Raw genomic sequence first — 23331 nt, 5'->3', positions numbered from 1 at the left:
TGGCGTAAGGGGTGAGGAGAGTGGAGTCTGGAGTGGGGGGCCGGGCCCTCATCGGCAGGCGCTCACACCTTTAGGGGGATACGGGATCCCGTTTCGCAAATAGCTCTTCCCTCTTCCCTCTTCCCTCTTCCCTCTTCCCTCTTCCCTCTTCCCTCTTCCCTCTTCCCTCTTCCCTCTTCCCTCTTCCCTCTTCCCTCTTCCGCCTTCAACCTTCCCCATACCCCTGCGGGTTCTTCTGCTGCCAGCGCCAGGTATCGGCCATCATCTCGGCCAGGCCCTTCTCGGCACGCCAGCCCAGCTCCCGCTCGGCCTTGCCGGCATCGGCCCAGAACGCCGCCAGGTCGCCATCGCGGCGCGGCGCGAAGCGGTACGGCACCGGCTGGCCGGTCTCATGCTGGAACGACTCGACCATCTGTAGCACCGAGTACCCCTGGCCAGTGCCCAGGTTGTAGATATGCACCCCGGGGGTGGCGAGACTCGCCAGGGACTGGAGGTGCCCCACGGCCAGGTCCACCACGTGCAGGTAGTCGCGCACGCAGGTGCCGTCATCGGTGGGGTAATCGTTGCCGAAGATCGACAGCTCCGGGCGGCGCCCCACCGCCACCTGGGCGATGAACGGCATCAGGTTGTTGGGGATGCCCCGGGGATCCTCACCGATCAGCCCCGAGGGATGCGCCCCTATGGGATTGAAGTAGCGCAGCAGTGCCACCGACCAGCGCTCGTCCGCCTGGCACAGGTCCTCGAGCAGCTGCTCGACCATGGCCTTGGTGGTGCCATAGGGGTTGGAGGTGCGCCCGCGCGGCATGTCCTCGACGTAGGGCACAGGCGCATCCGGCCCATAGACGGTGGCCGAAGAGCTGAACACGAACTTGAACACCCCTGCCGCCGCCATGGCCTGGCACAACACCAGCGAGCCATGCACGTTGTTGTCGTAGTAGGCCAGCGGTTCGTGCACGCTCTGGCCCACCGCCTTGAGGCCGGCGAAGTGGATCACCGCCTCGATGGCATGATCGGCGAAGAGCCTATCCAGCAAGGCGCGATCCCGCACATCCCCCTCGACGAACTGTACCGACTTGCCGGTGATGGCCTCCACCCGCTGCAGCGCCTGCCTTGAGCCATTGCAGAGGTTGTCCAGCACCACCACCTGGTGCCCCGCCTCCAGCAGCTCGACCACGGCATGCGAGCCGATATAGCCCGCGCCACCGGTAACCAGAATCGACATATCCCTATTTTCCCTTGCGTATATGCGGTGAGCCCAGACAACAGCGCATGCGCCAAGGCTCATCCTTTATTAAATGAAGACTACAAAAGCCCCTCAAGGACCGTTCCGTCGGGCCAAACACTCTAGTGAAGGTACAGCAAATGCATTGCCACTTGGCTTCAGGAACCCAAATCATGGCGGCCAGAGGCGCCCGGTTCATCGGGCGATGAATGCCCCCAGGCGTCTGGCCGATGCCGCGGCCACTAGCCCTGCTAACGCCCCCGCCACATCGAGCCCCAGATCGCCCCAGCTCGGCTGCCGCCCCGGCACCCACACCTGGGCGAGTTCCGCCAGGCCGCCAATGGTTAGCACCACCATGAGCACCACCGCCAGTGGCCAGCACGGCCGGCACCAGCGCAGGCCGGCGGCCATCGCGCCACTGAGGAGGAAATGGGCCACCGGCGGTACGGCAAACGGCAGGTGCAGGCGCTGCTCGATGGCGGCCCGCAGCGCCCCGGGGATCAGGCCACCGGCGAGGAACGTCAGCAGCGCCAGGCCAAGCAACCACAATGGCCAGCGATTGGCGGGCGTGTCAGTAGGCATTCTTGTTGATGAAGCCCTTGAAGATCGTCAGGAAGATGATCTTGAAGTCCAGCATCACCGACCAGTGCTCGATGTACCAGAGATCACATTCGATCCGCTTCTCCAGGTCGGTATCACCTCGCCAGCCATTGATCTGCGCCCAACCGGTGATGCCGGCCTTCATCAGGTGCTTCTGCATGTAACCGGGAATCTCATGCTTGAAGTGATCGACAAACACCGTCCGCTCGGGGCGCGGCCCGACGATCGACATATCACCCAACAGCACGTTGATGAACTGGGGCAGTTCGTCGAGGCTGGTCTTGCGGATGAAGGCACCGAACTTGGTGGTGGTCTTCTTCTGCGAACCACCCCACTGAACACCGCTCTTTTCGGAGTCCACCGGCATGGAGCGGAACTTGAGCATATTGAACGGCTTGCCGTTCCAGCTCACTCGCTCCTGGCGATAGAACACGGGCCCCGGCGACGACAGCTTCACGCCGATCGCCAGTGCCAGCATGATCGGCGAGATCATCAGCAGGATGACCGAAGAAATGATTCTGTCCTCGACCGCCTTGAGCCACCGCGCCGAACCAGAGATCGGGGAACAGCTCATATTGAGCAGATACAGGCTGGCCACATTGCAGATATCATGATTGATCAACCGGAAATCACGCATATCGGGCATGAAGCGCACATTGGCCGCAGTCAGGCCGAGGTCGGCGATGATTTCCTTGACCTGGCTACCCCGGGAGATCGGCAAGCAGATCCATACCTCATCGGTATCAATATCATGTATTTGCCCTGCGGAATAAGCCTCCCACGTCAAATGCATGTCGGCCAGCTCGCTCATGGTATCCTGGCCAACGAGATAGATCTTGCCGATATCGAAGCCGGCGGTCGGTTCCTTATGCAGGTGCTCGGCCGCCGTGGCACAGGAGTGAGCATCCCCTACCAGCACCACCTGACGGCGATTGCGACCCTGCAGGCGAAAGCGGTTGATCACCGGATACGTCATGGCGCGAGCCGTCAATGAACCCATGAACGCCAATACAAACCAGGCAATCAGCCACACACGCGAGAAGTTATCTCCCAACCCACTGAGATAAAGCAGGCTGGTGCAGATCACACCGACAATGGCATATCCCATCATCAGCTTGAACAAAAGCGGACTCAGCAGGCGCCCACGCCAAGTGCGATAGATCCCCAGGTTGGGCAACACGGCGGCAACTAGCAGAGCCCCGACAATCATGCCCCAGAGATACTGTTCAGTGGGATGCAAATCTGAAAAATAGCCGAAATAGGCTGCATACCCAGCCAGCAGGGTCGATGAGATATCCGCCAGTCGAGAGGTGAAACTGATCAACCAGCGATGATGCGAAAGGCTGCGGGTTCTACCGCGAGTTACTGTCATTTCCATTGTCAGCACCTTTGCAACCTGAGTTGCAGCTTATTGTTAATGGTAGGCAGAAAATCTTGATTAGATATAGCCGTGCGTTACCAGGTAGTCGATGACGGCATTGGCCGCCTCCTCCGGCGTGATGCCGTTATTGATCACATGAATCTCGGGCTTCTCGGGTGATTCATAAGGAGAGTCGATTCCCGTGAAGTTTCGGATCTCGCCCTGACGCGCACGCTGGTACAGCCCCTTGGGATCGCGCTGCTCGCAAGTGGCCAGCGGTGAGTCGACAAATACCTCGATGAAATCGCCTTCCGTCATCAGTTCACGCACACTGCGACGCTCGGAGCGAAACGGCGAGATGAACGCCGACAGGGTGATGATGCCCGCATCCACAAACAGCCGAGACATCTCGCCGATGCGGCGGATATTCTCGACACGATCGGAGTCGGTAAAACCCAAGTCCCGATTCATGCCCTTGCGAACATTATCACCATCCAACAAATAGGTGCGCTTGCCCATTTCGTGGAGCTTCTCTTCCACCAACCCAGCAATCGTGGACTTACCCGAGCCGCTCAACCCGGTGAACCACAGCAGACAAGCCTTGTGACTATTCAGTACCTCACGACTTTCCCGGCATACCTTGTGGGCATGCCAGACGGTATTGGACGACATAATACGATCCCTCGTTAAAGCTTTAAGACAGAAGAAGGAAGAAGGAAGAAGGAAGATATAAGTCGAGACTTTGCTTTCAACCACTACCTTCATCAGCGATATCAAGCGCGCCCGTAGTTATCCTTGAGTCGCACGATATCATCCTCACCCAGATAAGAGCCGGATTGCACTTCGATCAGTTCCAGCGGTATTACGCCGGGGTTCTTAAGTGCATGGACCTGGCCGATGGGGATATAGGTAGACTCGTTCTCGCTCACCAGATAGGTCTTTTCACCGTTGGTCACCTCTGCCGTGCCGGAGACCACGATCCAGTGCTCTGCGCGGTGATGGTGCATCTGCACCGACAGCTTTGCGCCCGGCTTGACGGTGATCCGTTTGACCTGGTAGCGCTCACCATTGTCCACGGAGTCATAGATCCCCCAAGGGCGGTAGACCTCTCGATGATTCTCGAACTCGGAGCGCCGCTCGTCCTTCAGTCGCTGAACAACCTTCTTGACGTCTTGGGCCTTGTCCTTGTGTGCCACCAGCACGGCATCCTTGGTCTCCACAATCACCAGGTTCTCGATGCCCACCGTGGCCACTAAGCGGCTGTCCGCCCTTACCAGGGTATTGCGGGTATTCTCGTGCAGCACGTCGCCATGGCAGCTGTTGCCAGCATCGCACTTATCGCTGACGTCCCATAATGATGACCAGGAGCCGATATCGCTCCAGCGCGCATCCAGCGGCACCACCGCAGCCATTTCGGTCTTTTCCATCACCGCGTAGTCGACAGAGTCCTCTGGGCAGCGGGCAAAGGCCTCGGCATCGAGCCGCGTGAAGTCCAGATCATTAGCGGTGTCGGCCATGGCGGCACGGCAGGCCTCGAGCATCGCCGGCTGATGTTGCTCCAGCTCCTCAAGATAACGACTCGCCCGGAACAGGAACATGCCGCTGTTCCACAGGTACTCGCCACTCGCCAGGTAGGTGGCGGCGGTATCGGCATCCGGCTTCTCGACGAAGCGCTTGACCTTGAAACCCTGCCCCAGTTCCTGCCCCTGATGGATATAGCCATAGCCGGTCTCGGCATGCGACGGCACCACCCCGAAGGTCACTAGGTAGTCCTGTTCAGCGAGCGGAATGGCCTGCTCGATGCTGGCATGAAAGCGTTCGACATCCTGAATCAGGTGATCGGCAGCCAGCACCAACAGCAGGGGATCCTCGTCTTCCTGGGTGGCAGCGATCGCCGACAGGGCGATGGCCGGCGCGGTATTGCGCCCGACGGGTTCGAGCAGGATTCTCCAGCCCTCGGTGCCGATCCGGCGCAATTGCTCGGCAACCAGGAAGCGATGCTCCTCATTGCATATCACGATGGGCGCTTGTTTCTCCAGACCCTCAAGGCGAAAGAGCGTCTGCTGGAGCATTGTGTGATCGCCATAAAGCGGTAGAAACTGCTTAGGACGCAGTTTACGGGATAAAGGCCAAAGTCGTGAACCACTACCACCAGCAATTATTACAGGCAAGATCATTTTGCACTCCATCTAAGAAAATTAACACTAAGGTAAAAGAACCCCATAAGCTAACGAGTATGACCAAACTTAATCGAACTCACATTAAAAACAAAGAACTTATAGCCCCCATACACGAAACCAGCCGCATGACTTACATGAATAGCAATTACTGACATGCAGAACAAAACACTAAACCAGACCCCCTTTCGCTCCAACAAGCCAAACACAAAAACAGAAACAGAGTACATTAAAAAAACCAGCGCGAACACTGGCAAACTATACAACATCAAAGACAACAAAAAAGAAAAAAAGAAAAAAGGCATTAAAGAACGATAATTTGGAAAATGCCTATATTTCTTAATCACTTGCACCTTTGCTGCCGCATACTGAAATATTTTCTTTGCACCCTTCTTCAAACTTGGCCTTGTATAATACAATATTGGCTGGCCAGGAACTTGAACAACGCGGTAACCTGATTTTCTAATCCTAATGTTATGTTCATAATCCTGCCCCCTTATGAAATTTATATCAAACAGACCAACTTTTTCAAAGATATCACCGCGCCAGGCCCCAAAAAGCACTGTGTCTACATCGGTTATTACTTTTACTTCTTTAGATCGGTGAGAAACACCAACACCAATTTTGGACCCCATCGCAGCTTCAATTGCTTTCTGATGAGCATTGGCCATGTGAGTAATAGTTTTTACAGGCCTTCCCACATTACCAATATCAGGATTCTCTCTCAACACACTTATTAAAGATGGTATATAATCATTTGGGTAAATAGCATGTGCATCGCATCTAATAACGTAATTAGAAGAGATTGTTGATAGGGCCGCATTGAGGCCATAAACTTGGAAGCGCTCTGGGTTGTTTAACACCTTTATAAAAGGATGCTGAACGAGCAAATCCTCTATTGTACTGAGAGTCCCATCATCGCTCTCACCATCAATTATAATTATTTCAGTAGAATTAAAATCCCACTCGTTCCCAAGAATGCTTTCAAGACAATCCCTGAGAAACTCTCGTTCGTTATAAACCGGAATAAGAATGGAAAGCTCCAAAATCATCTCCTTTTGATAATACCACGATTATAAGTTGAGGAAGAAAAGAGAAGTGCTAATGAAACAAGAAAAGGGAAGTAAGCATAACCATCTGAGTTCAAACCTAGAAGAAGACTTACAACCACAAAGTCTTTTCCAAAGCCAGCTTTCATGAACCAAGCTTTAGACAAAATCCAAATGATCCCTACCAGACCAACAGCACCAAACTCACCAATTATTTTTAAATATATATTTTTCGTAGAAACACCACCTGACATAAAGTACTCATAGTCCATCGATATTGAAAAAAATGAAAAAACTTGTCGAAGCACCTCTCCATAAACGACTTCACTGCTTTCAATCCCAAACCCTAACCCCAAACTTTGGACGAACATAAAAAAACCCACCATTGGACTCACTACACGAATAAGCAATGATCTATCAGACGTCTGTGAGATATATTCTAATGGGGCTGCGGCCATACTATACAAATTAGACACTCTATTGCTTGCATAATCGCCAAGCAATCCAAGCCTGCTCACCAATAATGCTAAAACAAGAGCAGAAAAAACCATCAGCAGAATTGAGAGTGCGTTTCTCCTATACTTATAAAGAAAGAAAATAAATGCTAGTATCATCCCTAGCGATGAGCCGGTGAACAAAATAAAAACAACAAAGAGAGAATTTGAAAATACAATCAGAGCTTTGCTTTTAAATAGATAATATGATGCTGCCATCCAAATTATTATGTACTTAGCTGCCCATGAAGGCTCACCTGACACAAGTTGCATCCTGGTTAGGTAATCTCTATGACTGAACATAGCTTCTATCACTTCACCTAAGGAGGGGCTCACAATATACATGGCACCTATAGCTGTTGGGGCAAGGCTTCCAACCATAACATAACGTGGCAACTTGTAATTATAAAAGCACTCTACCCCAAACAACGCCGCCTCATTTTTAAAAAAATAAAAGAAAGCATAAACTGACAAAAAAGAAAGCAGGATAATAGCTAGGGTTGCAAAATCAAAGCCTACAGTTATTAATGATAAGACATAACCGTAAAGCAAAAACAAAAAATAGAAAATGAGATGCTTATCTACATAGCGCCTGACGAAGAATAAAACAGAAATTGATGCAGGTAATAACCATATCGGCCTATAGACACCAACATTGAAAAAAGGCAACGAATCAAATGGATACAAAAAAAAACAAAGAGCCAACAAAAACCTAGTCATCTATTCCAACCTAATCATAGTCAAACAATTCAAAATCTTCTTTGTATACATGCTCAATTATTCTCCTTGCATTATCCGTAACTGTTATGTCTCTCCTTCTGTCAGAAATATTGCTCTTTCCGACATTCAAATCAAAACCTATAACTCTTGAAAGACGAGCTATCTCAGCATCAAACTTTTCATACTTATAAACATCATCTACTAAAACATTACCATTGAGATCTGTTAAGAACTCAGATTGCTTTCGCAACACAACATCTTTATACCCCCTAGACTCATCTGCTATAAATTTTTCAACAAACTCTTCAAACGAAAGATTCTTTACGCTCTTATATTTATGCTGTTTATGTATTGAAACTTGACTAGTCCCCAATGTAGAAAGAAAATTATAACAAGAAACAGCTCTATCCACAGGATGCCTAACAAATGCAAATTTGTACTTGTTATCAAATCCTCTGTAGTGCTTTTTAATATCTAAAGCTTTAAAATGAGGTATCTTTTTTCCGTATAACGCAATACTGATAGAACTACCGGCTGCCTTTGGGACGTGGACAAAGAGATAATCTGATGATTGTAATCGGGGGTGGCCTGTGCCAAATTCAAATAACTTTTCTACTGGAAATACAATCCCGCTAGGAATTTCATTTCTCCAATACCTTATAGCGAGCCGCCTAATTTTATCAATCTGCATTTTAGTAAATATCCTTATAATGCTGATTTACAATATTATCCCACGTGAATGTATCCGCAAACTTTATCCCTTTTTCTGATATATTAAAATACTTATCATTTGGCATATCTAGAAAAAAGGATATTGACCTTGAAAAACTTTCCAAATCGTCCACTTCAGCCACTTCACAGAAGTCATATCCTTCAATGTATTCTTTTATCATGACCTTATCGGATACAACCACTGGAGTACCACAAGCAAGTGACTCTAAAACCACCAAACCAAATGATTCGTATGTAGATGGAACAACAAGTACATCCGCAGACCGAATATGCTGTTTCAGTTCTTGGAGGGGTAAATTCTTAAAATACTTATATGCTGAAACCTTTCTATCTTCCCTCACATCGGAAACGACCGTTACGCTAATCTTGCTTTTCTTGAAATAATTTTCTAACTCATTAATTGTTGAAAGTTTTTTATTGGGAGCATCTCTACCTATGAAAAGAACCCCTCTCCCAGATCGATTCTTTGCTTCTCTATGGCCATCAATCAAATGACCATTAGGTATCACCTTTGTTAAACATTTACGCACCCCATATGATTCAAGCATAATTCTTTCGTGATCTGTTAAACAAATTACTTTATCTGCTCTATTTAGTACTTTCACCGCTACGTGCTTGACAAACAACCCAAGGAGTTTTGGGTGTCGGTGAGTGGATAGTTCATGAGCATGTGGAGTATATAAAAGCTTAAAGTTACTCTTTCTTTTTGTCAGAAAAAGAAAGATTAAAACCGCGTATGTAAATGCGTTAGCAAATCCATGGGCGTGAACAGTGTCCACATCTCGCATTGTCTCTCTGAAGGATCTTTTCCAGAAATTGTATGGAAGATACTGTCCCATGAAATGCATGCTAGACACTTCCTTTGCCGTAATGCAATACGAGTTATTTAACCTTTTCCGTATTGCTTCTATGTGTTGTTGTATACCTCCCTTCTTATATGCAAAGCTAGTCTGGTACAAAAATGCGACTTTACTTTCTTCAGCGTTGCTCATGCTACACCTTGACTTAAAATTTAAAAGCAGTGAATCAATAACTATATTGAAACTCTTTTAAATCGCAGGAATACACATCGCTTACCACCTTTCTTGTTTCTTCGTTGTAATATTTTTTATAATCTCCACCCTTGTCATAAATCATCTTAAAGACAAGATGACGAACTCTTCCAATGCTTAGGGCTGGAACTTCGCCAGTCTCGTTTTTTTTCTTTATTGTACCCCCCTTCATTCCCAGCTTGCCCAAAAAGATGCTTTCAACTTTCTTCAACTCTTCCAACTTAAAAACATCATCCACGATTTTGTTTCCATCACTGTCAAAAATATACTTAACTTGCGGCTCTAAGTGCCGCCTTAAGTCTTTTCCGTTATCATAATTATCTCTTACTTTTAACATCTTTTTCTTCACAAATGTTTCAAAAGAACACAAATACGCGCGGTATCGATATTCTGACACTAACCGCGCATATGGATTCCTTACTACGGCAAACTTATATGCTCCTTTGAAATACTCCTCATCAACATATCCTTTTTCAAGGTATTCACTCGCGTATAGATGAGCGAGCCTAGGCGGCCCCATTGATGGGTTATCATTTTTTCTTAACAAAAACTTTTCTCTTGTGCTCCACTTTTCACCCAACTCTTGCAAAATTTCACTCTCGATTGCTTGTCCTGCATTTTTTGGGATATGAACAAAGATGCAATTTTTTTCTTTAATGATCACACACACCTCCGATAAGAAATTATTTCATCGACTTGATTAATTATCCCACCAGCGAGGAAAGTGCTTTTTAATTAGCTCCTGAAAATCATTCTCAAAAGCTGCCCAGTCAGTCTTCCCGGTTAGCTGCCCGCTTCCTTGGGCCACACCACGGATCATGCCAGCGCCCACGGTGACGTTGCTAAGTCGATCGATGACGATGAAGCTACCGGTGCCTGGACTGTGGCGGTAATCGTCCACCGGCACTTCGACAGTCAACTCCACCTGGCAACGACCAATGGCATTGAGTTCCAAGCGTTCAGCGTCCTTGTGCGCCAAGGTGTTCACGTCAACCTGATAGTCGATGGATAGGATCTGCCCAGAAAGATCCCGTGTGGCCAGCTTGAAGTCATAGAGACGACCTGGTTCCAGCGGAATTTCGTGCATCCACACGATATCGGCATTGAAGGCGTTTGAAAGCGGTACCTCGGCGTCTTCAGCGACAATCCAGTCACCTCGGGAGATATCGATCTCGTCCTCCAAGGTCACGGTGATCGCCTGGCCGGGATAGGCCACCTCCAGGTCGCCGTCGAAGGTGACGATGCGCGAGACATTGGAGACCTTGTTCGACGGCAGTGCCTTGACGGACTGGCCGGGTCGCAGGATTCCCGCCGCCAGCGTGCCGCAGTAGCCGCGGAAGTCGAGGTTGGGGCGGTTGACGTACTGGACTGGCAGGCGCAGGTCGGAGAGATTGCTGTCGTGAGCGATCTCGACGGTCTCCAGCAGCGAGAGAAGCGCCTCACCATGGAACCAGGACATCCTGGCGCTTTCGTTGACGACGTTATCGCCTTCCAGCGCCGATAGCGGAACGAAGCGGATATCCCGGGCCTTGAGGTTCTCGGCGAAGCTCTGGTACTCGGCAACGATTTCCTCGAAACGCGCCTGGCTGTAATCGACCAGATCCATCTTGTTAACAGCGATCACCAGGTGCTGGATGCCCAGCAGGTCGGCGATATAGCTATGCCGACGCGTCTGGGTCTGTACGCCATGGCGCGCGTCGATCAGGATCACCGCCAGGCTCGCCGTGGAAGCACCGGTAGCCATGTTGCGGGTGTACTGCTCGTGTCCGGGGGTATCGGCAATGATGAACTTGCGCTTATCGGTGGAGAAGAAGCGGTAAGCCACATCGATGGTGATGCCCTGCTCCCGCTCGGACTGCAGCCCATCGACCAGCAGCGCCAGGTCCACGGCGTCGCCGGTGGTGCCGCTGGTCTTCGAGGCCTGAGTGATGGCGGCCAGTTGATCCTCGTAGATCATCTTGGAGTCGTGCAGCAGACGGCCGATCAGGGTCGACTTGCCGTCGTCGACGCTGCCACAGGTGATGAAGCGGAGAAGGTCTTTCTGCTCGTGCTCTTTCAGATATGTTTCGATGTCTTCCGAGATCATCGCGGATGCATGTGACACAGTAATTTCTCCATCTTGGTGAAGAGCACGAGCGCTGCGAGCTCCGGGCCTCGGGCTACGAGCAGGCCGTGCTCTCTTCATGTTCACTGATTAGGTTCGAGGGTGATCTGTGAGAGTTTTGAGCAAGGAACCAAGCATACGAGACAAGGTCATCGCCTCCTGTCGCCAGCGCTGACCAACGGCTTCGGAAATATAACCAACTTCAATGCCGATCAGGGCCTGAGTTGCAAACTCACCGCACGACCCTTTGGCGATAGAGACGAACCTGAACTTTTCACGTTCGGTATAACGCTCGAAACCCTCGGCAAGGTTGCTGGGAATCGACAGAGCAGAACGAGTGATCTGGTCCTTGAAGCCGAAATCACGCAAGTTCTTCAACTCGCGATACACCTCGACACATAGGCACTTACTACGCTGCCAAACTTCCATTTGCTCATGCCGCATCACGCCTCTCCAGCTGGCTTCTCGCAGTCGTAGCCCGTAGCTTAGAAGTACCCTTCGCGCTTCTTCTTCTCCATGGAGCCGGCCTGGTCGTGGTCGATGGCGCGGCCGGAGCGTTCGCTGGTGCGGGTGAGCAGCATCTCCTGGATGATCTCGGGAAGGGTCGCGGCCTTGGATTCCACGGCGCCGGTCAGCGGGTAGCAGCCGAGTGTGCGGAAACGGACCCACTTCTCTTCGGGCTCCTCGCCCTCTTCGAGGGGCAGGCGCTCATCGTCGACCATGATCTGCATGCCGTCGCGCTCAACGACTGGGCGCGGTGCGGAGAAATACAGGGGCACGATGGGGATCGATTCGAGGTAGATGTACTGCCAGATATCCAACTCGGTCCAGTTGGAGAGCGGGAAGACACGGATCGACTCGCCCTTGTTGACCTTGGCGTTGTAGACACTCCAAAGCTCCGGTCGCTGATTCTTGGGGTCCCAGCGGTGGTGCTTGTCGCGGAACGAGTAGACGCGCTCCTTGGCCCGCGAGGCTTCCTCATCACGGCGCGCACCGCCGAAGGCGGCGTCGAAGCCGTACTTATCCAGCGCCTGCTTGAGCGCCGCGGTCTTCATGATATCGGTATACTTGGCGCTGCCATGGTCGAAGGGGTTGATGTTGGCCTCGCGCCCTTCCTCGTTGATGTGCTCGATGAGGTCCATCCCGGCTTCCGCGGCCATGCGGTCGCGAAACTCGATCATCTCGCGGAACTTCCAGGTGGTATTGACATGCATCAGCGGGAACGGCGGCGTACCCGGGTAGAAGGCCTTGCGCGCCAGATGCAGCATAACCGAGGAGTCCTTACCGATTGAGTACATCATCACCGGGTTGGAGAATTCAGCGGCCACCTCACGGATAATGTGGATCGACTCGGCTTCGAGTTGTTTTAGATGAGTTTGGCGTTCTGCAGATAATTCAGGCATAACAGTGACCTCAAAAAGTGGATGTATCGGCGATCAGAGAGAAGAAGGAAGACGCCGCTTCGCGGCTGAAGAGATAAGAAACACCTTCTCCTTCATACTTTTATTTTACTTCTTCAGACTCGCGTGAAGTGCCTCTTCCCAGCGGTCGTCACGCTGTCCGCAGACGATAAAGAAGGGGTTGAGCACGCTCTCCTGCTGATTGCAGCGCAGCGGCTCGAGTGTCTGGGCATTCAGCACTTCTCCGCCGGCGGCGATGACCACGGCCTGGGCGGCGGCAGTATCCCATTCGCTGGTGGGGGCCAGGCGCGGATAGAGGTCCGCCTCTCCCTCAGCGACCAGGCACAGCTTCAGCGAGCTGCCCATGGAAACGCGTTCATGCTGGGGCAGTTGTGCGCAGAAGGCCTCGAACGCCTCGGAGCCATGAGAGCGACTACCCACGACCTTCCAGGGCGCCTGTTCTGGATCAGGAAGATCACGCACCTGAATTGCCATGGACTGGTTGCCCTGCACCTTCCAGGCACCCGCGCCCACCTGGCCCCACCAGGTCACCCCGAGTGCCGGCGCATGCACGATGCCGAACACCGGGACGCCGTTTTCGATCAGGGCCACATTGAGGGTAAACTCGCCGTTCTTCTTGATGAACTCCTTGGTACCGTCCAACGGGTCGATCAGCCAGTAGCGCTGCCATTGTTGGCGCTTTTCGAAGGGTATATCGACCGACTCTTCGGAGAGGATCGGCACCTCGGGAGTCATCTCCTCTAGCAGGGCCACCAAGGCATTGTGAGATGCTATATCGGCCTCGGTCAGCGGGCTTTTGTCTTCCTTGGTCTCGATCTCGAAGTCTCGACGGTAAATCTCCAGCACCTTCCAGCCGGCGGCTTCCGCTCCGGCAAGCAGGGCCAGGCGTTGTTCATGATTAAGGCGTTGCATCACAGTGCCTCCTGGCGATCGTTTCGCATCCATTTGAGAATATTGGGAATGGGGAGCATCCAGATACCCAGTTTGCGCCACACGAAAACCAGCGCGGTGAGGTTCTGTAGCACCAAAACCAGCGCCAAAGCCACGGCGGCACCCAAGGCACCCAGCAAGGGAATCAGGATAAAGAACATGGAGAGGCCCAAGGCATTACAGATCAGGGCGATATTACGCATCAGCTTCTCATGCCCAGTCATATTGAGTAGGAAACCTACCGATCCTGTAGCTACGTTGACCAGCTGCGCCACGGCGATGATACGCAGCAGGTTGGCAGCCTCAGAGAACGCTGGACCAAACAGGCCTAGTACCCAGTGTGGCACCAGTAGGCAGACCAGCAGCAAAGGCAAGGATAGGGCCACCCCCAGTAGGGCCCCCTTGCGTGCCAAGGCATTCAAGCCGACAAGGTTACCCTGCCGATACAAGGTGGCGAATCGTGGGGGGAGTACAGCATTGATGACCAGCAAGATAAAGGTGATCAGGAACGCCGTGCGTTCGGCGGCACGGAAGAGCCCCAGTTCCGCGGTGCCAAGCAACCAGCCAGCAATCATGATAGCAAGTACTTGTTGCATGAATTGAGCTAGGCTCATCACAAAGAAGGCTCGAGAACTGGCGGCGAACTCATCGCGAGTAGCTGTGTTCTTTTCTGCTTGCAGCTCCTGCTTACCGAACCAGCGCCTTGACTGCCAGGCCCCCTGTCCCAGCACCAACCAAGCGGCAAGCGCCATGGCCCAGCCCGCATTGGCAATGCCTAGCAATGTTGACCTTTCCAGTACCCACACAAGCCCAGTGGCAATCAACATGATACTGCCGTTTTCTAGGAGACAGGCGGTGGCAGGCCTACGGATGCCCTTCATGAAACCGCCCAGGACAAAGGCTACGGTGAAGGCTGGTATGGCCAAGGTGATGCCGGGCATGACCTCCACGAGTCGCGGGGCATCGAACCATTGCGCCAGCTTGCCACTTAGCAGGTAGACGACGACCGCCGCTGCCACGCTCAATACCAACGACTTGTTGATGGCCCATCGCAGGTAGATCTTGATTGCGATAGATGTGTGGTTTTCCCCCACAAAGCGCATCAGAGAGTTGTTCATGCCGTAGCGGGCCAGGATACCAGCCCCTAGGTAGACGCTCTGAGCCAGGGCGAAGATACCGACGCCCGCCGGGCCATAGAGCTGGCCGAGCACCATCACCAGCAGAAGCCCCCCCAAGGCGGCGATGCCACGGGCGATAAAGGTGCGGGCCAGGGGGAGAATCAGGTCGCCCTTAAGGCGGTGGGTGAGCTTGGTTAGCATAGTTTGGTTGAGGGCATGGGGTTTTGGGTTTGGGGCATGGGGTTTTGGGTTCGGAGTATAGAGTTTGGGGTTTGGAGCCTTGGGTTCAAAACGCCCAGACCATGGGGATCAGGGCGACGGCGGTCACACCGACCAGCACGCTCAATGGGAAACCGATGCGCAGGTAGTCGCTGAACCGGTAGCCACCGGGCCCGTAAACCATCAGGTTGGTCTGGTAGCCTAGCGGGGTCATGAAACTGGCGGAGGCAGCGACCATGATGGCGATCGCAAAAGGCATCAGGTCGACACCCAGATGATCGGCAACGGCACCGGCAATGGGGAACATCAGCACGGCGGCGGCGTTATTGGTGATCAGTTCGGTGAACAACACCGTGAGGGCATAGACCAGGGCCAGTGCCAGCCAGGGAGCGGCCACACCGCCCACCAGCAGCGAGGCGATGGATCGGGCCGCGCCGGTCTCGGTCATGGCGGCCCCGAGGGCAAAGGAGGCGGCGATCACGATCAGCACCTGCAGGTTGACGTAGCGCCGAGCCTTGCTGGGTGTGATGCATTGGCTGGTGAGCATGCCACCCGCGGCGAGCATTGCCGCCTCCAGGATACTGAGCACACCGAAGGCACTCAGCGACACCATCAGCCCCAGGATGCCCAGCGCCAGCGGCGCCTTGCGATAATCCGGCGGCGTTGAATCATGCAGCGCGCTGACCAGCAGGAAGTCCTTGCGGTAGCGGTACTGTTCGACGAAATCCTGGGCCGTCTCCAGCAGCAGGGTATCGCCCACCTGCAGCTTGATGTCGCCGACCTTGCCGGGCAGGCGCCTGCCCTCACGGGAAATCGAGAGGATCACCGCCTGGAAGCGCGAACGAAAGCGCGACTCGCGAATCGTCTGGCCCAGGCCGGCGAAATCCGGGCCGATCACCGCCTCCACCAGGCAACGCCGGTGATGAGCCACATCCAGCTTGTGAACGTCGCCATTGGCGGGCTTGAGACCATGCACGCGGCGCAGCTCGCGGGCGCACTCGGGGGCACCGATGAACATCAGGATATCGCCAGCCTGCAGGTCGGTGTCCGGTGAGACCACGGTCAGCAGCCTGTCGCCACGCTGGATTTCGGCCAGGTAGCCATGTCGCAGGTGGCGCAGCCCGGCTTCCTGGATGCTCTTGCCCACCAGCGGACCAGCGGACTCGACCACCACCTCCACGCAGTACTCGCGGGCCTGGTCAAACTGCTCGATGACACTCTCCCGATCGGGAAGCAGCCGCCCGGCAAACAGCCACAGGAAGCTGCCGCCGATCAACAACAGCGGCACGCCCACCCAGGCCAGTTCGAACATGCCGAGGGAGATTCCGCGCTCGCTCTGCAGCAGACCATCCACCACCAGGTTGGTACTGGTGCCGATCAGCGTGCAGGTCCCGCCGAGAATGGCGGCATAGCTCAGGGGGAGTAGCAACTTGGAGGGAGGGAGCTTGAGCCGGTAGGCCCACTCCTGAACGGCGGGGATGAACATCGCCACCACGGTGGTGTTGTTCATGAAGGCGCTGAGGCCGCCGGCCGGCACCAGCATGCGCAGTTGGGCGCGTCGCAGCGTGGCCGGCTGACCGAGTAGCCGGTGGGCGATGAACTGGACGGCACCAGTCTCCTTGAGCCCGGCAGCGACCACATAGAGGGTGGCGATGGTCATCACCCCCGGGTTGGCGAAGCCCTGCAGGGCCTCGACGGGGGTCAGTACGCCAGTGATGGCAAGGGTTGCCAGGGCCGCCATGAGGATCACGTCGGGGGCGACGCGCGTCAGTACGAGCCCTGCGAGTACCGCCACGATGACGGCAATCGAGAGATAAGCGTCCCAATCCATGGGTTATCTATCCAAAAGATGATTGCGCGAAGAATGAGACATAAGCTCGCCACAGTCAGTCAGGCGCGACGCACAAAGTGCGCGACGCCACATAGTCGTCAGGGCTCTCCCGACGAACGCATTTCGGCTGGCGTGCCTTCGTCCCTGTCTCGCATCCACTCGCATTTATATGGTTTATGTCGCGAGCGTACTTTCTGTTCTATCTGTTCTTGCCAGAGCCACTGGGCACGCAATGTACCCAGTGGCGAACCAGCGAATTACTTGTAGGAGTAGCTGTAGTAGCCGTACCCGTAGCTGGTAGCGGCCTTGCGCTCCATGGCGTTGAGGATCGCGCCCTTGACCGTGACGCCGGCGCTTTCCAGCCGTTCCCTGGCGATGGTGAGCTCCTTGGCCGGATTGAGCTGGAAGCGCGCCACCATCAGGGTGGTCCCGCACTGCGCGCCGACGACGGCGGCGTCGGTCACGGCCAGCACCGGCGGCGTATCGATGATCACCAGGTCATACTTCTCCTCGGCCTCCTCGAGGAAGGCGGTGAAGCGATCGCCCATCAGCAATTCCGAGGGGTTGGGCGGCGCCGTGCCGCGAGCCAGGTAATCCAGGCCATCAATCGAGGTGGAGCGGATCTGCTCCTCCGGGGAGCTCTTGGCGGAGAGCAGGTCGGAGAGCCCGCCCTCGCTGGGATGGCCGAAGGCATGATGGATATGGCCCTTGCGCATGTCGGCGTCCACCACCAGCACGCGCTGCCCCGCCTGGGCGCACACGGCACCGAGATTGACCGCGATGAAGCTCTTGCCGATCCCCGGGCTGGGGCCGGTTATCATCAGGCGCTTGTTGCCCGCTTCCAGCATGGCGAAGTGAAGGCTGGTGCGCAGCCCGCGCAAGCTTTCCACGCTGGTATCGGCAGGCGAACGCTCAGCGAGCACTGCGGTGGCCACGGTACTACTGCGAGCCTCCTTGCGCCGCTTGATGCGCTTGACTAGCTTGCCCTGTTCCTCGGATAACGGCACGGTGGCATACACGGACAGGCCGGTTGCCTGGATCTGCTCCGGCGCCTCCACGCCACGATGGAAGGCGGCCCGCAGCAACACGCCACCCACGGCCAGCATGCCGCCCAGCAGGGTGGCCACCATCACGATCAGCGGCTTGTTGGGCTTCACCGGTTCCGGCAGGGTGGCCGCCTGGTCGAGGATGCGCACATTGCCCACCGTGCTCGCCTCGGCGATCTCCATCTCCTGCACCTTGTTGAGCAGCTGCACGTAGATCTCCTGGCTGACCTCCACGTCGCGCTGCAGGCGCAGGATCTCCTGCTGGGTCTCCGGGAGCCCGTCGATCTGCTCGTTGAGCTTGGCGCGCTCCCGCTCGAGCTGCTGCTTCTTGTCCAGCAGCGCCGCATAGGTCGGGTGGCCCGGGGTGAAGTTCCGCGAGATCTCGGCCTCGGTGAACTCCAGCTCATTGAGCTGGCTCTCGAGGCTGACCAGGCGCTCGAGGACCGCCTGGGTCTCGAGGGACAGGTCGACACTGTCCTGATCGGTACGGTAGGCGTTCAGGCTGTTCTCGGCGGCCCTCAGGTCGCCACGCACCTTCGGCACCTGTTCATCCAGGAACTCGAGGCTCTTGCGTGCCTCCTCGGACTGGCGCCGCACATTCTGCGAGACATAGATATCGGCCACGGTGTTGAGGGTCGTCTGCAAAACTTCGGGCTCGGGTCCCGTCATCGACCAGTTCAGGATCCCCGTCTCCGTTCCCTGCTCGTTGATCGCAAGCTGGCTACGAAGATCGAGAAAGGCGGTCATATGCTTGACATGGGTGATAGTGAAACGGGCACCGGGCGCTGCGGTCAGTTCGGTGACCCGCAGCGACACCTCGCCGTTCTCGAAACTCTCCAGTTGCCCGGCTTGCCCCTCGCCGAGGCTCTCGCCGTCAAAATAGAGGCGGTACCGATCGCCCTCCAGTACCTCGAGCTCCAGGGGCTTGCCGCGCCAGGCATCGGTCACCGGCATCTCGCTGACGGCGATTCGGTCGCCGGCCCAGGTGCTCGCCCACCCCTCGGCGAAACCCGGCCGCTCGATGCCTTGGCGAACCAGGAAATCGCCCACCAGCGGCAGCCGCTGCGGCTCAACCACGACATCCAGGTTAAGCAGGTTGACCGCGTCCCCCAGCACCATGCGCGAGCGGATGATCTCGATCTCGACCTGGGAGGGCGGCTCGCCGCCCAGCATGCTGGTCACGTCATCCAGCGGATTCATGCCGGGAGAATCCTCTTCCACCTGCACCAGGGCCTCGGCGCGATAGACCGGCGTGGCCAGCAGTGCATAGGTCACACCCACCAGGGTGAAGAGCAGCGTCGTGCCGATGATCCACCATTTGTGATCGAGAAGCAGGCCGAAGAGCCGACCGAGATCGATCTCGTCATCGGCAGGAGAAGGGCTACGGGATGCGTCAGACATGCGAATACCGGTTGAAGAGGAAAAAGGAGCAGGGTATCGGAAACCGATGCGGAGGGCTTCCGCGGGATCTTACAAGCAGGAACTTACAACTTGCTGGTCCAGGAGGAAGTGGCCTCATCCAGCAGTTGGTGCACATGCACGAAGACCTCGCGGCTCCTGCGGTAGGGATCCGGGATCTCGCGGCCCTGGCCGTCATCGAGCCAGCGCCCGAGCAGCATGGTCTTTCCCAGCACCGCCGGGGAGAGGTCGGCCACGGCGCGCCGCTGGCCTTCGGTCATCACCAGCACCAGGTCGGCCTCCTGCAACATGGCCGGTGTCAGCTGCCGCGCCTCGTGCTGGCTGACGTCCAGCCCATCCGCTTCGGCGAGTTCGCGAGCCGTGGGCGCTACGCCCTGGTCCACCAGGGCGCCGAGGCCGGCGGAGCTGATGTCTCGGTCCGGCAAGGCACGGCGCAACATGGCCGCCGCCACCGGGCTACGGCAGACATTGCCGACACACACGACCAGAATGCGCTGAAACATCAGATGTCATCCCGGAGATCGTTGGCATCCCTCGCGGCGCGAGTGACCTGGTAGATGGAGGTTACCGTGGGCAAGAGCTGGTTGATCACGCGGTTCCAGCGTCCCAGCGGCGTGGTGGTGACATAGACGACATCGGTGGGCTGGAGCTGGAACTCGGTGCCCAGCACCATCGCCGTGGCGTTGCGGGCATCCAGCTGGTAGACGGTGGCCAACTTGTCACTCTCCTGCGGCTTGCGCCGGATAACGAAGATGCCACTGGCATCCGCCTGGGCCTCATCGAAGCTGCCCGCCTGGGTCAGGGCGTCGGTGAGGCTCAGCCGTGAGCGTCCCATCGGCAGCGCCTGCGGCTCACCCACCTCCCCCATCACGAAGACCTTCTGATTGCCCAGGTCCGGCACATGCAGCACATCGCCATCCTCGAGCAGCAGATCCTGAGCCAACTGCCCGTCGTTGAGCATATTATACAGGGAAAGGGTGCGCGTCTCGCCATCCCGGGTCAGTTGCAGCCCGTGCCAGTTGGCCAGCTCGCGAGGGCCGCCCGCCTGGCTGATGGCATCCAGCACGGTCATCGGCACATTTGTGATCGGCAGCCGCCCGGGCGCCTGCACTTCACCCGTCACCAGCACCTTCTGCGAATTGAAGCTCACCACCTTGACTTCCACCTGGGGCTCGGGGATGACGGACCTCAGGCGGCGAGTCAGGATGTCACGCACCTCTGTCATGGTCATGCCGGCCACCTCGAGGCGCCCCACATAGGGATAGTAGATGCTGCCATCCTGGTGGACGGTATTGCCGGATTCCTCGGCGCTGCGCTCTCCCCCCGCGGGTATGGTCAGCTCAGGATGCTCATAGACGGTGATGCTCAGCACATCGCCCTTGCCGATGCGGTAGTCGTAACCCTCGAGCGCGGCACGCTGCTCGTCACCCATCTGACGCAGCTCCGTGGCCGTGGCGGTCGGCTGTTGGGCATTGATCAGCCCAAGCGTGATGGGCTCGACATCGACCAGGTCATCGATCGGGGCGCTCTCGCTCTGGTAATCCACATGGCTGCCGGGCGCGAAGGCGCAGCCGGACAGCCAGGCCGCAGAACACAGGACGAGCAAGAGGGTACGGGGCGTGGAATGACGCATAAGAAAATGCCTGTAGGGTGAAACGCCAGGACGTTCGGGCACGCTACCGCCCCGGGATCCCATGGCTTTCCCCGAGGCCCGTGTCGCTACATGACGACATGGCAGCGCGCAAGTGTTTGTATCGTATGGAAATGAATAGTTGTTGCCGTGCAGCAACAGTAGCGAGTCTACATGACAACCTTATGTCAGCTCTAGTACTGATAGCTTAGGAAATCGCCCCTGTACGAGATCGCTTACATCAGCGTAAGACAGCTGATATATTTCATGATGATTTCATGAAAAATCTGGTTCTCGGCAAGACATGGACGCGCTGACCGCCTACCATAGGAACCGTCGAGAGAATCAGGTTGGCTAGCAGCAACTCTGGCCGCAACACGCTACGCGACGGGAGAAATCAGGATGTTACGTAAAACAATTGCATTGATCGGTATCGTCGGAATGCTCGGCGCACCGCTGGCGAGCGCCCAGACGGAAGGCGCCGCTGGTTCAGGGACCACCACGACCACCACCACCAGTGGCGCAGCCGCCGGCGGCGCCGCGTCTGGCGGTGGGCTGGCCGGCATCGGCGCCGCGACCGGCCTCTCCACCGCCGCCCTGGCTGGCATCGCCGTGGCAGGGGCCGTCGCCATCGGTGTCGGCATCAATTCCCTGTCGTCGGAGAGCGACGACGGCGGCAGCGGCGGCACCTCCGGTACCACCGGCACCACGGGGACGACCGGCACCTTCTGACCATGCCCAATCGTCCACATGAAGGCAGATTTCAAGGCCGCCTGCGGGCGGTCTTGTCTTGTGCCCTACCGGCAGCGCTGCTCACGGGTTGCGCCAACGGCGGCACCACACCGCTTTCGGCGTCGCTGGCGGAACTCTTCCCCGACGACCAGGCCACCACACGCCAGGCAGCCGAGACCCCCTATGCCTCCCTGTCCGTCCAGCTGGGCGATGTCAGCGGCCTGATGGTCATGGGCAGCCAGACCGGCGAGATGAGCTACTGGCCCTCTCCCGAGGGGGTGGTGCTGGAGCTGAGGGACGGCGGGCTCTACGCCACCAGCGGGCTCGACGCCGACCTGCTCGGCACGCACTACGAAGGCCCGCCGCCCTGGCGACGCGAGGCGCCTGCACGCGTCGAACTGACGCGACACTGGCGAGACGCAGAAGGGCATATCGTCCAGGGCAGCGGGCAGGGGCAACTCAGCTGCGAGGCCGTAGAGATGCTGACCCTGCCCCTCGACGAGCGAGAGCTGGAACGCTGCTCCCTCCTGCTCGAGTGGAACGACGGCTCGGCGACGGCCTCGACCCTGTGGCGCGACCCGAGCTCCCATCGTCTATGGGCCGTCGATGAGACGCCGTGGCCCGGCGCGCCAACGATGCAGTGGCAGGTGGCCCGCCACTGGTGGTAATTCGCAAGGCATCCTTTTCATGCGCAACTTGATTCTCGCAGCATTTGGCTGGCTGGCGATGCTCGCCGGCCCGGCGCAGGCGCAGCCCGCCGCCTCCCCCACCCTTGTCGAGGCCTGGCTGGCCTGGCAGGAAGAGCGCCAGGCCAGCCAGGCCGCGCCTTTCGACTGGGCCTATAGTTTTGCCCTGAGGGAACGAGAAGCCCAGGGGCTAGAGCAACGGCGCAGCCGCCTGGTTGCCGAACTCGAGGTGCTCTCGAACACCCTGGCGCTGGCAGGGGATAGCGACAGGGCCGATGCGCTAACCGACTGGCAAGGGGCCCTGTCGTCCCTGCCGGTGCTCCCCGCCCGCTCCCCGGAGCGGCTGGGCCTGCCGCACCTGGCGAGTGACCTGCGGCGCAACCCGGCCATGGCGGACATCGCCTCGCTTGGCACCTGCGCTCCCCCCGCCTGGATAGAGACCTGGACGCTCGAGGGCGTCGACCGACTCGCCTGGACACCGGGCATGAGCGTGGACCAGGCGCTGGAGGGCCTGCCGGCAGGCGCTACCCAGGGCATCGATCGGGTCACGCTGATTCCGCCGCTGGGCAAGCCCCACGATATCGGCATCGCCGCCTGGAACCACGACACCGCCCCCCTCGCGCCCGGCTCACGGCTGATCGCGTTACTGCCCGAGAGCGGGCTGGGGGGCACGGTGGAGGGCGATATCGTCAATCGCGAACTGGCCGCCTGGCTCGCTACCCGCCTCCCCGGCGACGACTGCACCATCAGGGATGTGGAATGAAAGGACGGACTCTCCCCTGGGGCATG

General features: G+C 56.6%; 22 protein-coding genes. 3 read left to right on the top strand and 19 right to left on the bottom strand.

Going from position 1 to position 23331, the window contains the following annotated elements:
- Nucleotides 1-205 precede the first annotated feature (205 nt).
- The 19 genes from galE to QWY76_RS02915 all read right to left on the bottom strand — a co-directional run bounded on the left by galE (nt 206) and on the right by QWY76_RS02915 (nt 21127).
- Nucleotides 206-1222 carry a UDP-glucose 4-epimerase GalE gene (gene galE / locus QWY76_RS03005; protein ID WP_290309627.1) on the bottom strand — a complete coding sequence of 339 codons (1017 nt, stop codon included), beginning with the start codon at nt 1220-1222 and terminating at the stop codon, nt 206-208.
- A 195-nt stretch (nt 1223-1417) separates the two neighbouring features.
- Nucleotides 1418-1804, bottom strand: coding sequence for a VanZ family protein (locus tag QWY76_RS03000; protein WP_290309626.1), 387 nt, complete (start codon nt 1802-1804; stop codon nt 1418-1420).
- Nucleotides 1794-3200 (bottom strand): undecaprenyl-phosphate glucose phosphotransferase, encoded by a 1407-nt coding sequence (locus QWY76_RS02995; protein WP_290309625.1) that lies wholly within the window; start codon nt 3198-3200, stop codon nt 1794-1796. The genes QWY76_RS03000 and QWY76_RS02995 overlap by 11 nt, the downstream gene beginning before the upstream one ends.
- A 60-nt stretch (nt 3201-3260) precedes the next feature.
- Complete coding sequence (gene cysC / locus QWY76_RS02990; RefSeq protein WP_290309624.1) at nt 3261-3947, bottom strand: adenylyl-sulfate kinase; 687 nt, start codon at nt 3945-3947, stop codon at nt 3261-3263.
- 8 nt (nt 3948-3955) lie between these two features.
- Nucleotides 3956-5359 carry a mannose-1-phosphate guanylyltransferase/mannose-6-phosphate isomerase gene (locus QWY76_RS02985; protein WP_290309623.1) on the bottom strand — a complete coding sequence of 468 codons (1404 nt, stop codon included), beginning with the start codon at nt 5357-5359 and terminating at the stop codon, nt 3956-3958.
- 50 nt (nt 5360-5409) lie between these two features.
- Entirely contained in the window at nt 5410-6405 is a 996-nt protein-coding gene (locus QWY76_RS02980; protein ID WP_290309622.1) for a glycosyltransferase, read from the bottom strand.
- A gap of 2 nt (nt 6406-6407) precedes the next feature.
- Entirely contained in the window at nt 6408-7622 is a 1215-nt protein-coding gene (locus QWY76_RS02975; protein ID WP_290309621.1) for a hypothetical protein, read from the bottom strand.
- A 10-nt stretch (nt 7623-7632) separates the two neighbouring features.
- A complete protein-coding gene (locus QWY76_RS02970) occupies nt 7633-8313 on the bottom strand; it encodes a sulfotransferase family 2 domain-containing protein (RefSeq protein ID WP_290309620.1) in 681 nt (226 codons plus the stop codon).
- A gap of 1 nt (nt 8314) precedes the next feature.
- The gene (locus QWY76_RS02965) at nt 8315-9346 is read right to left on the bottom strand and encodes a glycosyltransferase family 4 protein (protein WP_290309619.1); all 1032 of its coding nucleotides are present in this window, start codon (nt 9344-9346) and stop codon (nt 8315-8317) included.
- Between the two features lie 34 nt (nt 9347-9380).
- Nucleotides 9381-10070: a sulfotransferase family 2 domain-containing protein gene (locus QWY76_RS02960; RefSeq protein WP_290309618.1), complete on the bottom strand. Its 690-nt coding sequence runs from the start codon at nt 10068-10070 to the stop codon at nt 9381-9383.
- A 36-nt stretch (nt 10071-10106) separates the two neighbouring features.
- Entirely contained in the window at nt 10107-11510 is a 1404-nt protein-coding gene (gene cysN, locus QWY76_RS02955) for a sulfate adenylyltransferase subunit CysN (protein ID WP_290309617.1), read from the bottom strand.
- A gap of 90 nt (nt 11511-11600) precedes the next feature.
- Nucleotides 11601-11954: a four helix bundle protein gene (locus QWY76_RS02950; protein ID WP_290309616.1), complete on the bottom strand. Its 354-nt coding sequence runs from the start codon at nt 11952-11954 to the stop codon at nt 11601-11603.
- Between the two features lie 41 nt (nt 11955-11995).
- Nucleotides 11996-12913, bottom strand: coding sequence for a sulfate adenylyltransferase subunit CysD (gene cysD, locus QWY76_RS02945; protein WP_290309615.1), 918 nt, complete (start codon nt 12911-12913; stop codon nt 11996-11998).
- A 105-nt stretch (nt 12914-13018) separates the two neighbouring features.
- Nucleotides 13019-13843 (bottom strand): 3'(2'),5'-bisphosphate nucleotidase CysQ, encoded by an 825-nt coding sequence (gene cysQ, locus QWY76_RS02940; protein WP_290309614.1) that lies wholly within the window; start codon nt 13841-13843, stop codon nt 13019-13021.
- Nucleotides 13843-15180 (bottom strand): lipopolysaccharide biosynthesis protein, encoded by a 1338-nt coding sequence (locus QWY76_RS02935; protein ID WP_290309613.1) that lies wholly within the window; start codon nt 15178-15180, stop codon nt 13843-13845. The genes cysQ and QWY76_RS02935 overlap by 1 nt, the downstream gene beginning before the upstream one ends.
- 85 nt (nt 15181-15265) lie before the next feature.
- On the bottom strand, nt 15266-17029 hold the full coding sequence (locus tag QWY76_RS02930; protein WP_290309612.1) for an SLC13 family permease: 1764 nt from the start codon (nt 17027-17029) through the stop codon (nt 15266-15268).
- Nucleotides 17030-17286: 257 nt separating this feature from the next.
- The gene (locus tag QWY76_RS02925; RefSeq protein WP_290309611.1) at nt 17287-19476 is read right to left on the bottom strand and encodes a polysaccharide biosynthesis tyrosine autokinase; all 2190 of its coding nucleotides are present in this window, start codon (nt 19474-19476) and stop codon (nt 17287-17289) included.
- An 83-nt stretch (nt 19477-19559) separates the two neighbouring features.
- Nucleotides 19560-19997, bottom strand: a complete 438-nt coding sequence (locus tag QWY76_RS02920) for a low molecular weight protein-tyrosine-phosphatase (RefSeq protein WP_290309610.1) — start codon at nt 19995-19997, stop codon at nt 19560-19562.
- Nucleotides 19997-21127: a polysaccharide export protein gene (locus tag QWY76_RS02915; RefSeq protein WP_290309609.1), complete on the bottom strand. Its 1131-nt coding sequence runs from the start codon at nt 21125-21127 to the stop codon at nt 19997-19999. Before QWY76_RS02915 ends, QWY76_RS02920 begins: the two co-directional genes overlap by 1 nt.
- Before the next feature lie 399 nt (nt 21128-21526).
- Here QWY76_RS02915 and QWY76_RS02910 point away from each other — a divergent pair, with 399 nt between their 5' ends.
- The 3 genes from QWY76_RS02910 to QWY76_RS02900 are packed head-to-tail and all read left to right on the top strand — an operon-like array spanning nt 21527 to nt 23305.
- On the top strand, nt 21527-21856 hold the full coding sequence (locus QWY76_RS02910; RefSeq protein ID WP_290309608.1) for a hypothetical protein: 330 nt from the start codon (nt 21527-21529) through the stop codon (nt 21854-21856).
- Between the two features lie 53 nt (nt 21857-21909).
- Nucleotides 21910-22524: a YjbF family lipoprotein gene (locus QWY76_RS02905; protein ID WP_290309607.1), complete on the top strand. Its 615-nt coding sequence runs from the start codon at nt 21910-21912 to the stop codon at nt 22522-22524.
- Between the two features lie 19 nt (nt 22525-22543).
- Entirely contained in the window at nt 22544-23305 is a 762-nt protein-coding gene (locus tag QWY76_RS02900; RefSeq protein WP_290309606.1) for a capsule biosynthesis GfcC family protein, read from the top strand.
- Nucleotides 23306-23331 lie beyond the last annotated feature (26 nt).

It is taken from the genome of Halomonas maura (assembly GCF_030409305.1).
Classification (GTDB): domain Bacteria; phylum Pseudomonadota; class Gammaproteobacteria; order Pseudomonadales; family Halomonadaceae; genus Halomonas; species Halomonas maura.
This window is presented reverse-complemented; position numbering and strand designations above follow the sequence as displayed.

What these genes read in the sequence shown, in the direction of transcription:
- galE (WP_290309627.1), bottom strand. Translation starts at nt 1,222, where the DNA reads ATGTCGATTCTGGTTACCGGTGGCGCGGGCTATATCGGCTCGCATGCC.
- QWY76_RS03000 (WP_290309626.1), bottom strand. Translation starts at nt 1,804, where the DNA reads ATGCCTACTGACACGCCCGCCAATCGCTGGCCATTGTGGTTGCTTGGC.
- QWY76_RS02995 (WP_290309625.1), bottom strand. Translation starts at nt 3,200, where the DNA reads ATGGAAATGACAGTAACTCGCGGTAGAACCCGCAGCCTTTCGCATCAT.
- cysC (WP_290309624.1), bottom strand. Translation starts at nt 3,947, where the DNA reads ATGAAGGTAGTGGTTGAAAGCAAAGTCTCGACTTATATCTTCCTTCTT.
- QWY76_RS02985 (WP_290309623.1), bottom strand. Translation starts at nt 5,359, where the DNA reads ATGATCTTGCCTGTAATAATTGCTGGTGGTAGTGGTTCACGACTTTGG.
- QWY76_RS02975 (WP_290309621.1), bottom strand. Translation starts at nt 7,622, where the DNA reads ATGACTAGGTTTTTGTTGGCTCTTTGTTTTTTTTTGTATCCATTTGAT.
- QWY76_RS02970 (WP_290309620.1), bottom strand. Translation starts at nt 8,313, where the DNA reads ATGCAGATTGATAAAATTAGGCGGCTCGCTATAAGGTATTGGAGAAAT.
- QWY76_RS02965 (WP_290309619.1), bottom strand. Translation starts at nt 9,346, where the DNA reads ATGAGCAACGCTGAAGAAAGTAAAGTCGCATTTTTGTACCAGACTAGC.
- QWY76_RS02950 (WP_290309616.1), bottom strand. Translation starts at nt 11,954, where the DNA reads ATGCGGCATGAGCAAATGGAAGTTTGGCAGCGTAGTAAGTGCCTATGT.
- cysD (WP_290309615.1), bottom strand. Translation starts at nt 12,913, where the DNA reads ATGCCTGAATTATCTGCAGAACGCCAAACTCATCTAAAACAACTCGAA.
- cysQ (WP_290309614.1), bottom strand. Translation starts at nt 13,843, where the DNA reads ATGCAACGCCTTAATCATGAACAACGCCTGGCCCTGCTTGCCGGAGCG.
- QWY76_RS02935 (WP_290309613.1), bottom strand. Translation starts at nt 15,180, where the DNA reads ATGCTAACCAAGCTCACCCACCGCCTTAAGGGCGACCTGATTCTCCCC.
- QWY76_RS02930 (WP_290309612.1), bottom strand. Translation starts at nt 17,029, where the DNA reads ATGGATTGGGACGCTTATCTCTCGATTGCCGTCATCGTGGCGGTACTC.
- QWY76_RS02925 (WP_290309611.1), bottom strand. Translation starts at nt 19,476, where the DNA reads ATGTCTGACGCATCCCGTAGCCCTTCTCCTGCCGATGACGAGATCGAT.
- QWY76_RS02920 (WP_290309610.1), bottom strand. Translation starts at nt 19,997, where the DNA reads ATGTTTCAGCGCATTCTGGTCGTGTGTGTCGGCAATGTCTGCCGTAGC.
- QWY76_RS02915 (WP_290309609.1), bottom strand. Translation starts at nt 21,127, where the DNA reads ATGCGTCATTCCACGCCCCGTACCCTCTTGCTCGTCCTGTGTTCTGCG.
- QWY76_RS02910 (WP_290309608.1), top strand. Translation starts at nt 21,527, where the DNA reads ATGTTACGTAAAACAATTGCATTGATCGGTATCGTCGGAATGCTCGGC.
- QWY76_RS02900 (WP_290309606.1), top strand. Translation starts at nt 22,544, where the DNA reads ATGCGCAACTTGATTCTCGCAGCATTTGGCTGGCTGGCGATGCTCGCC.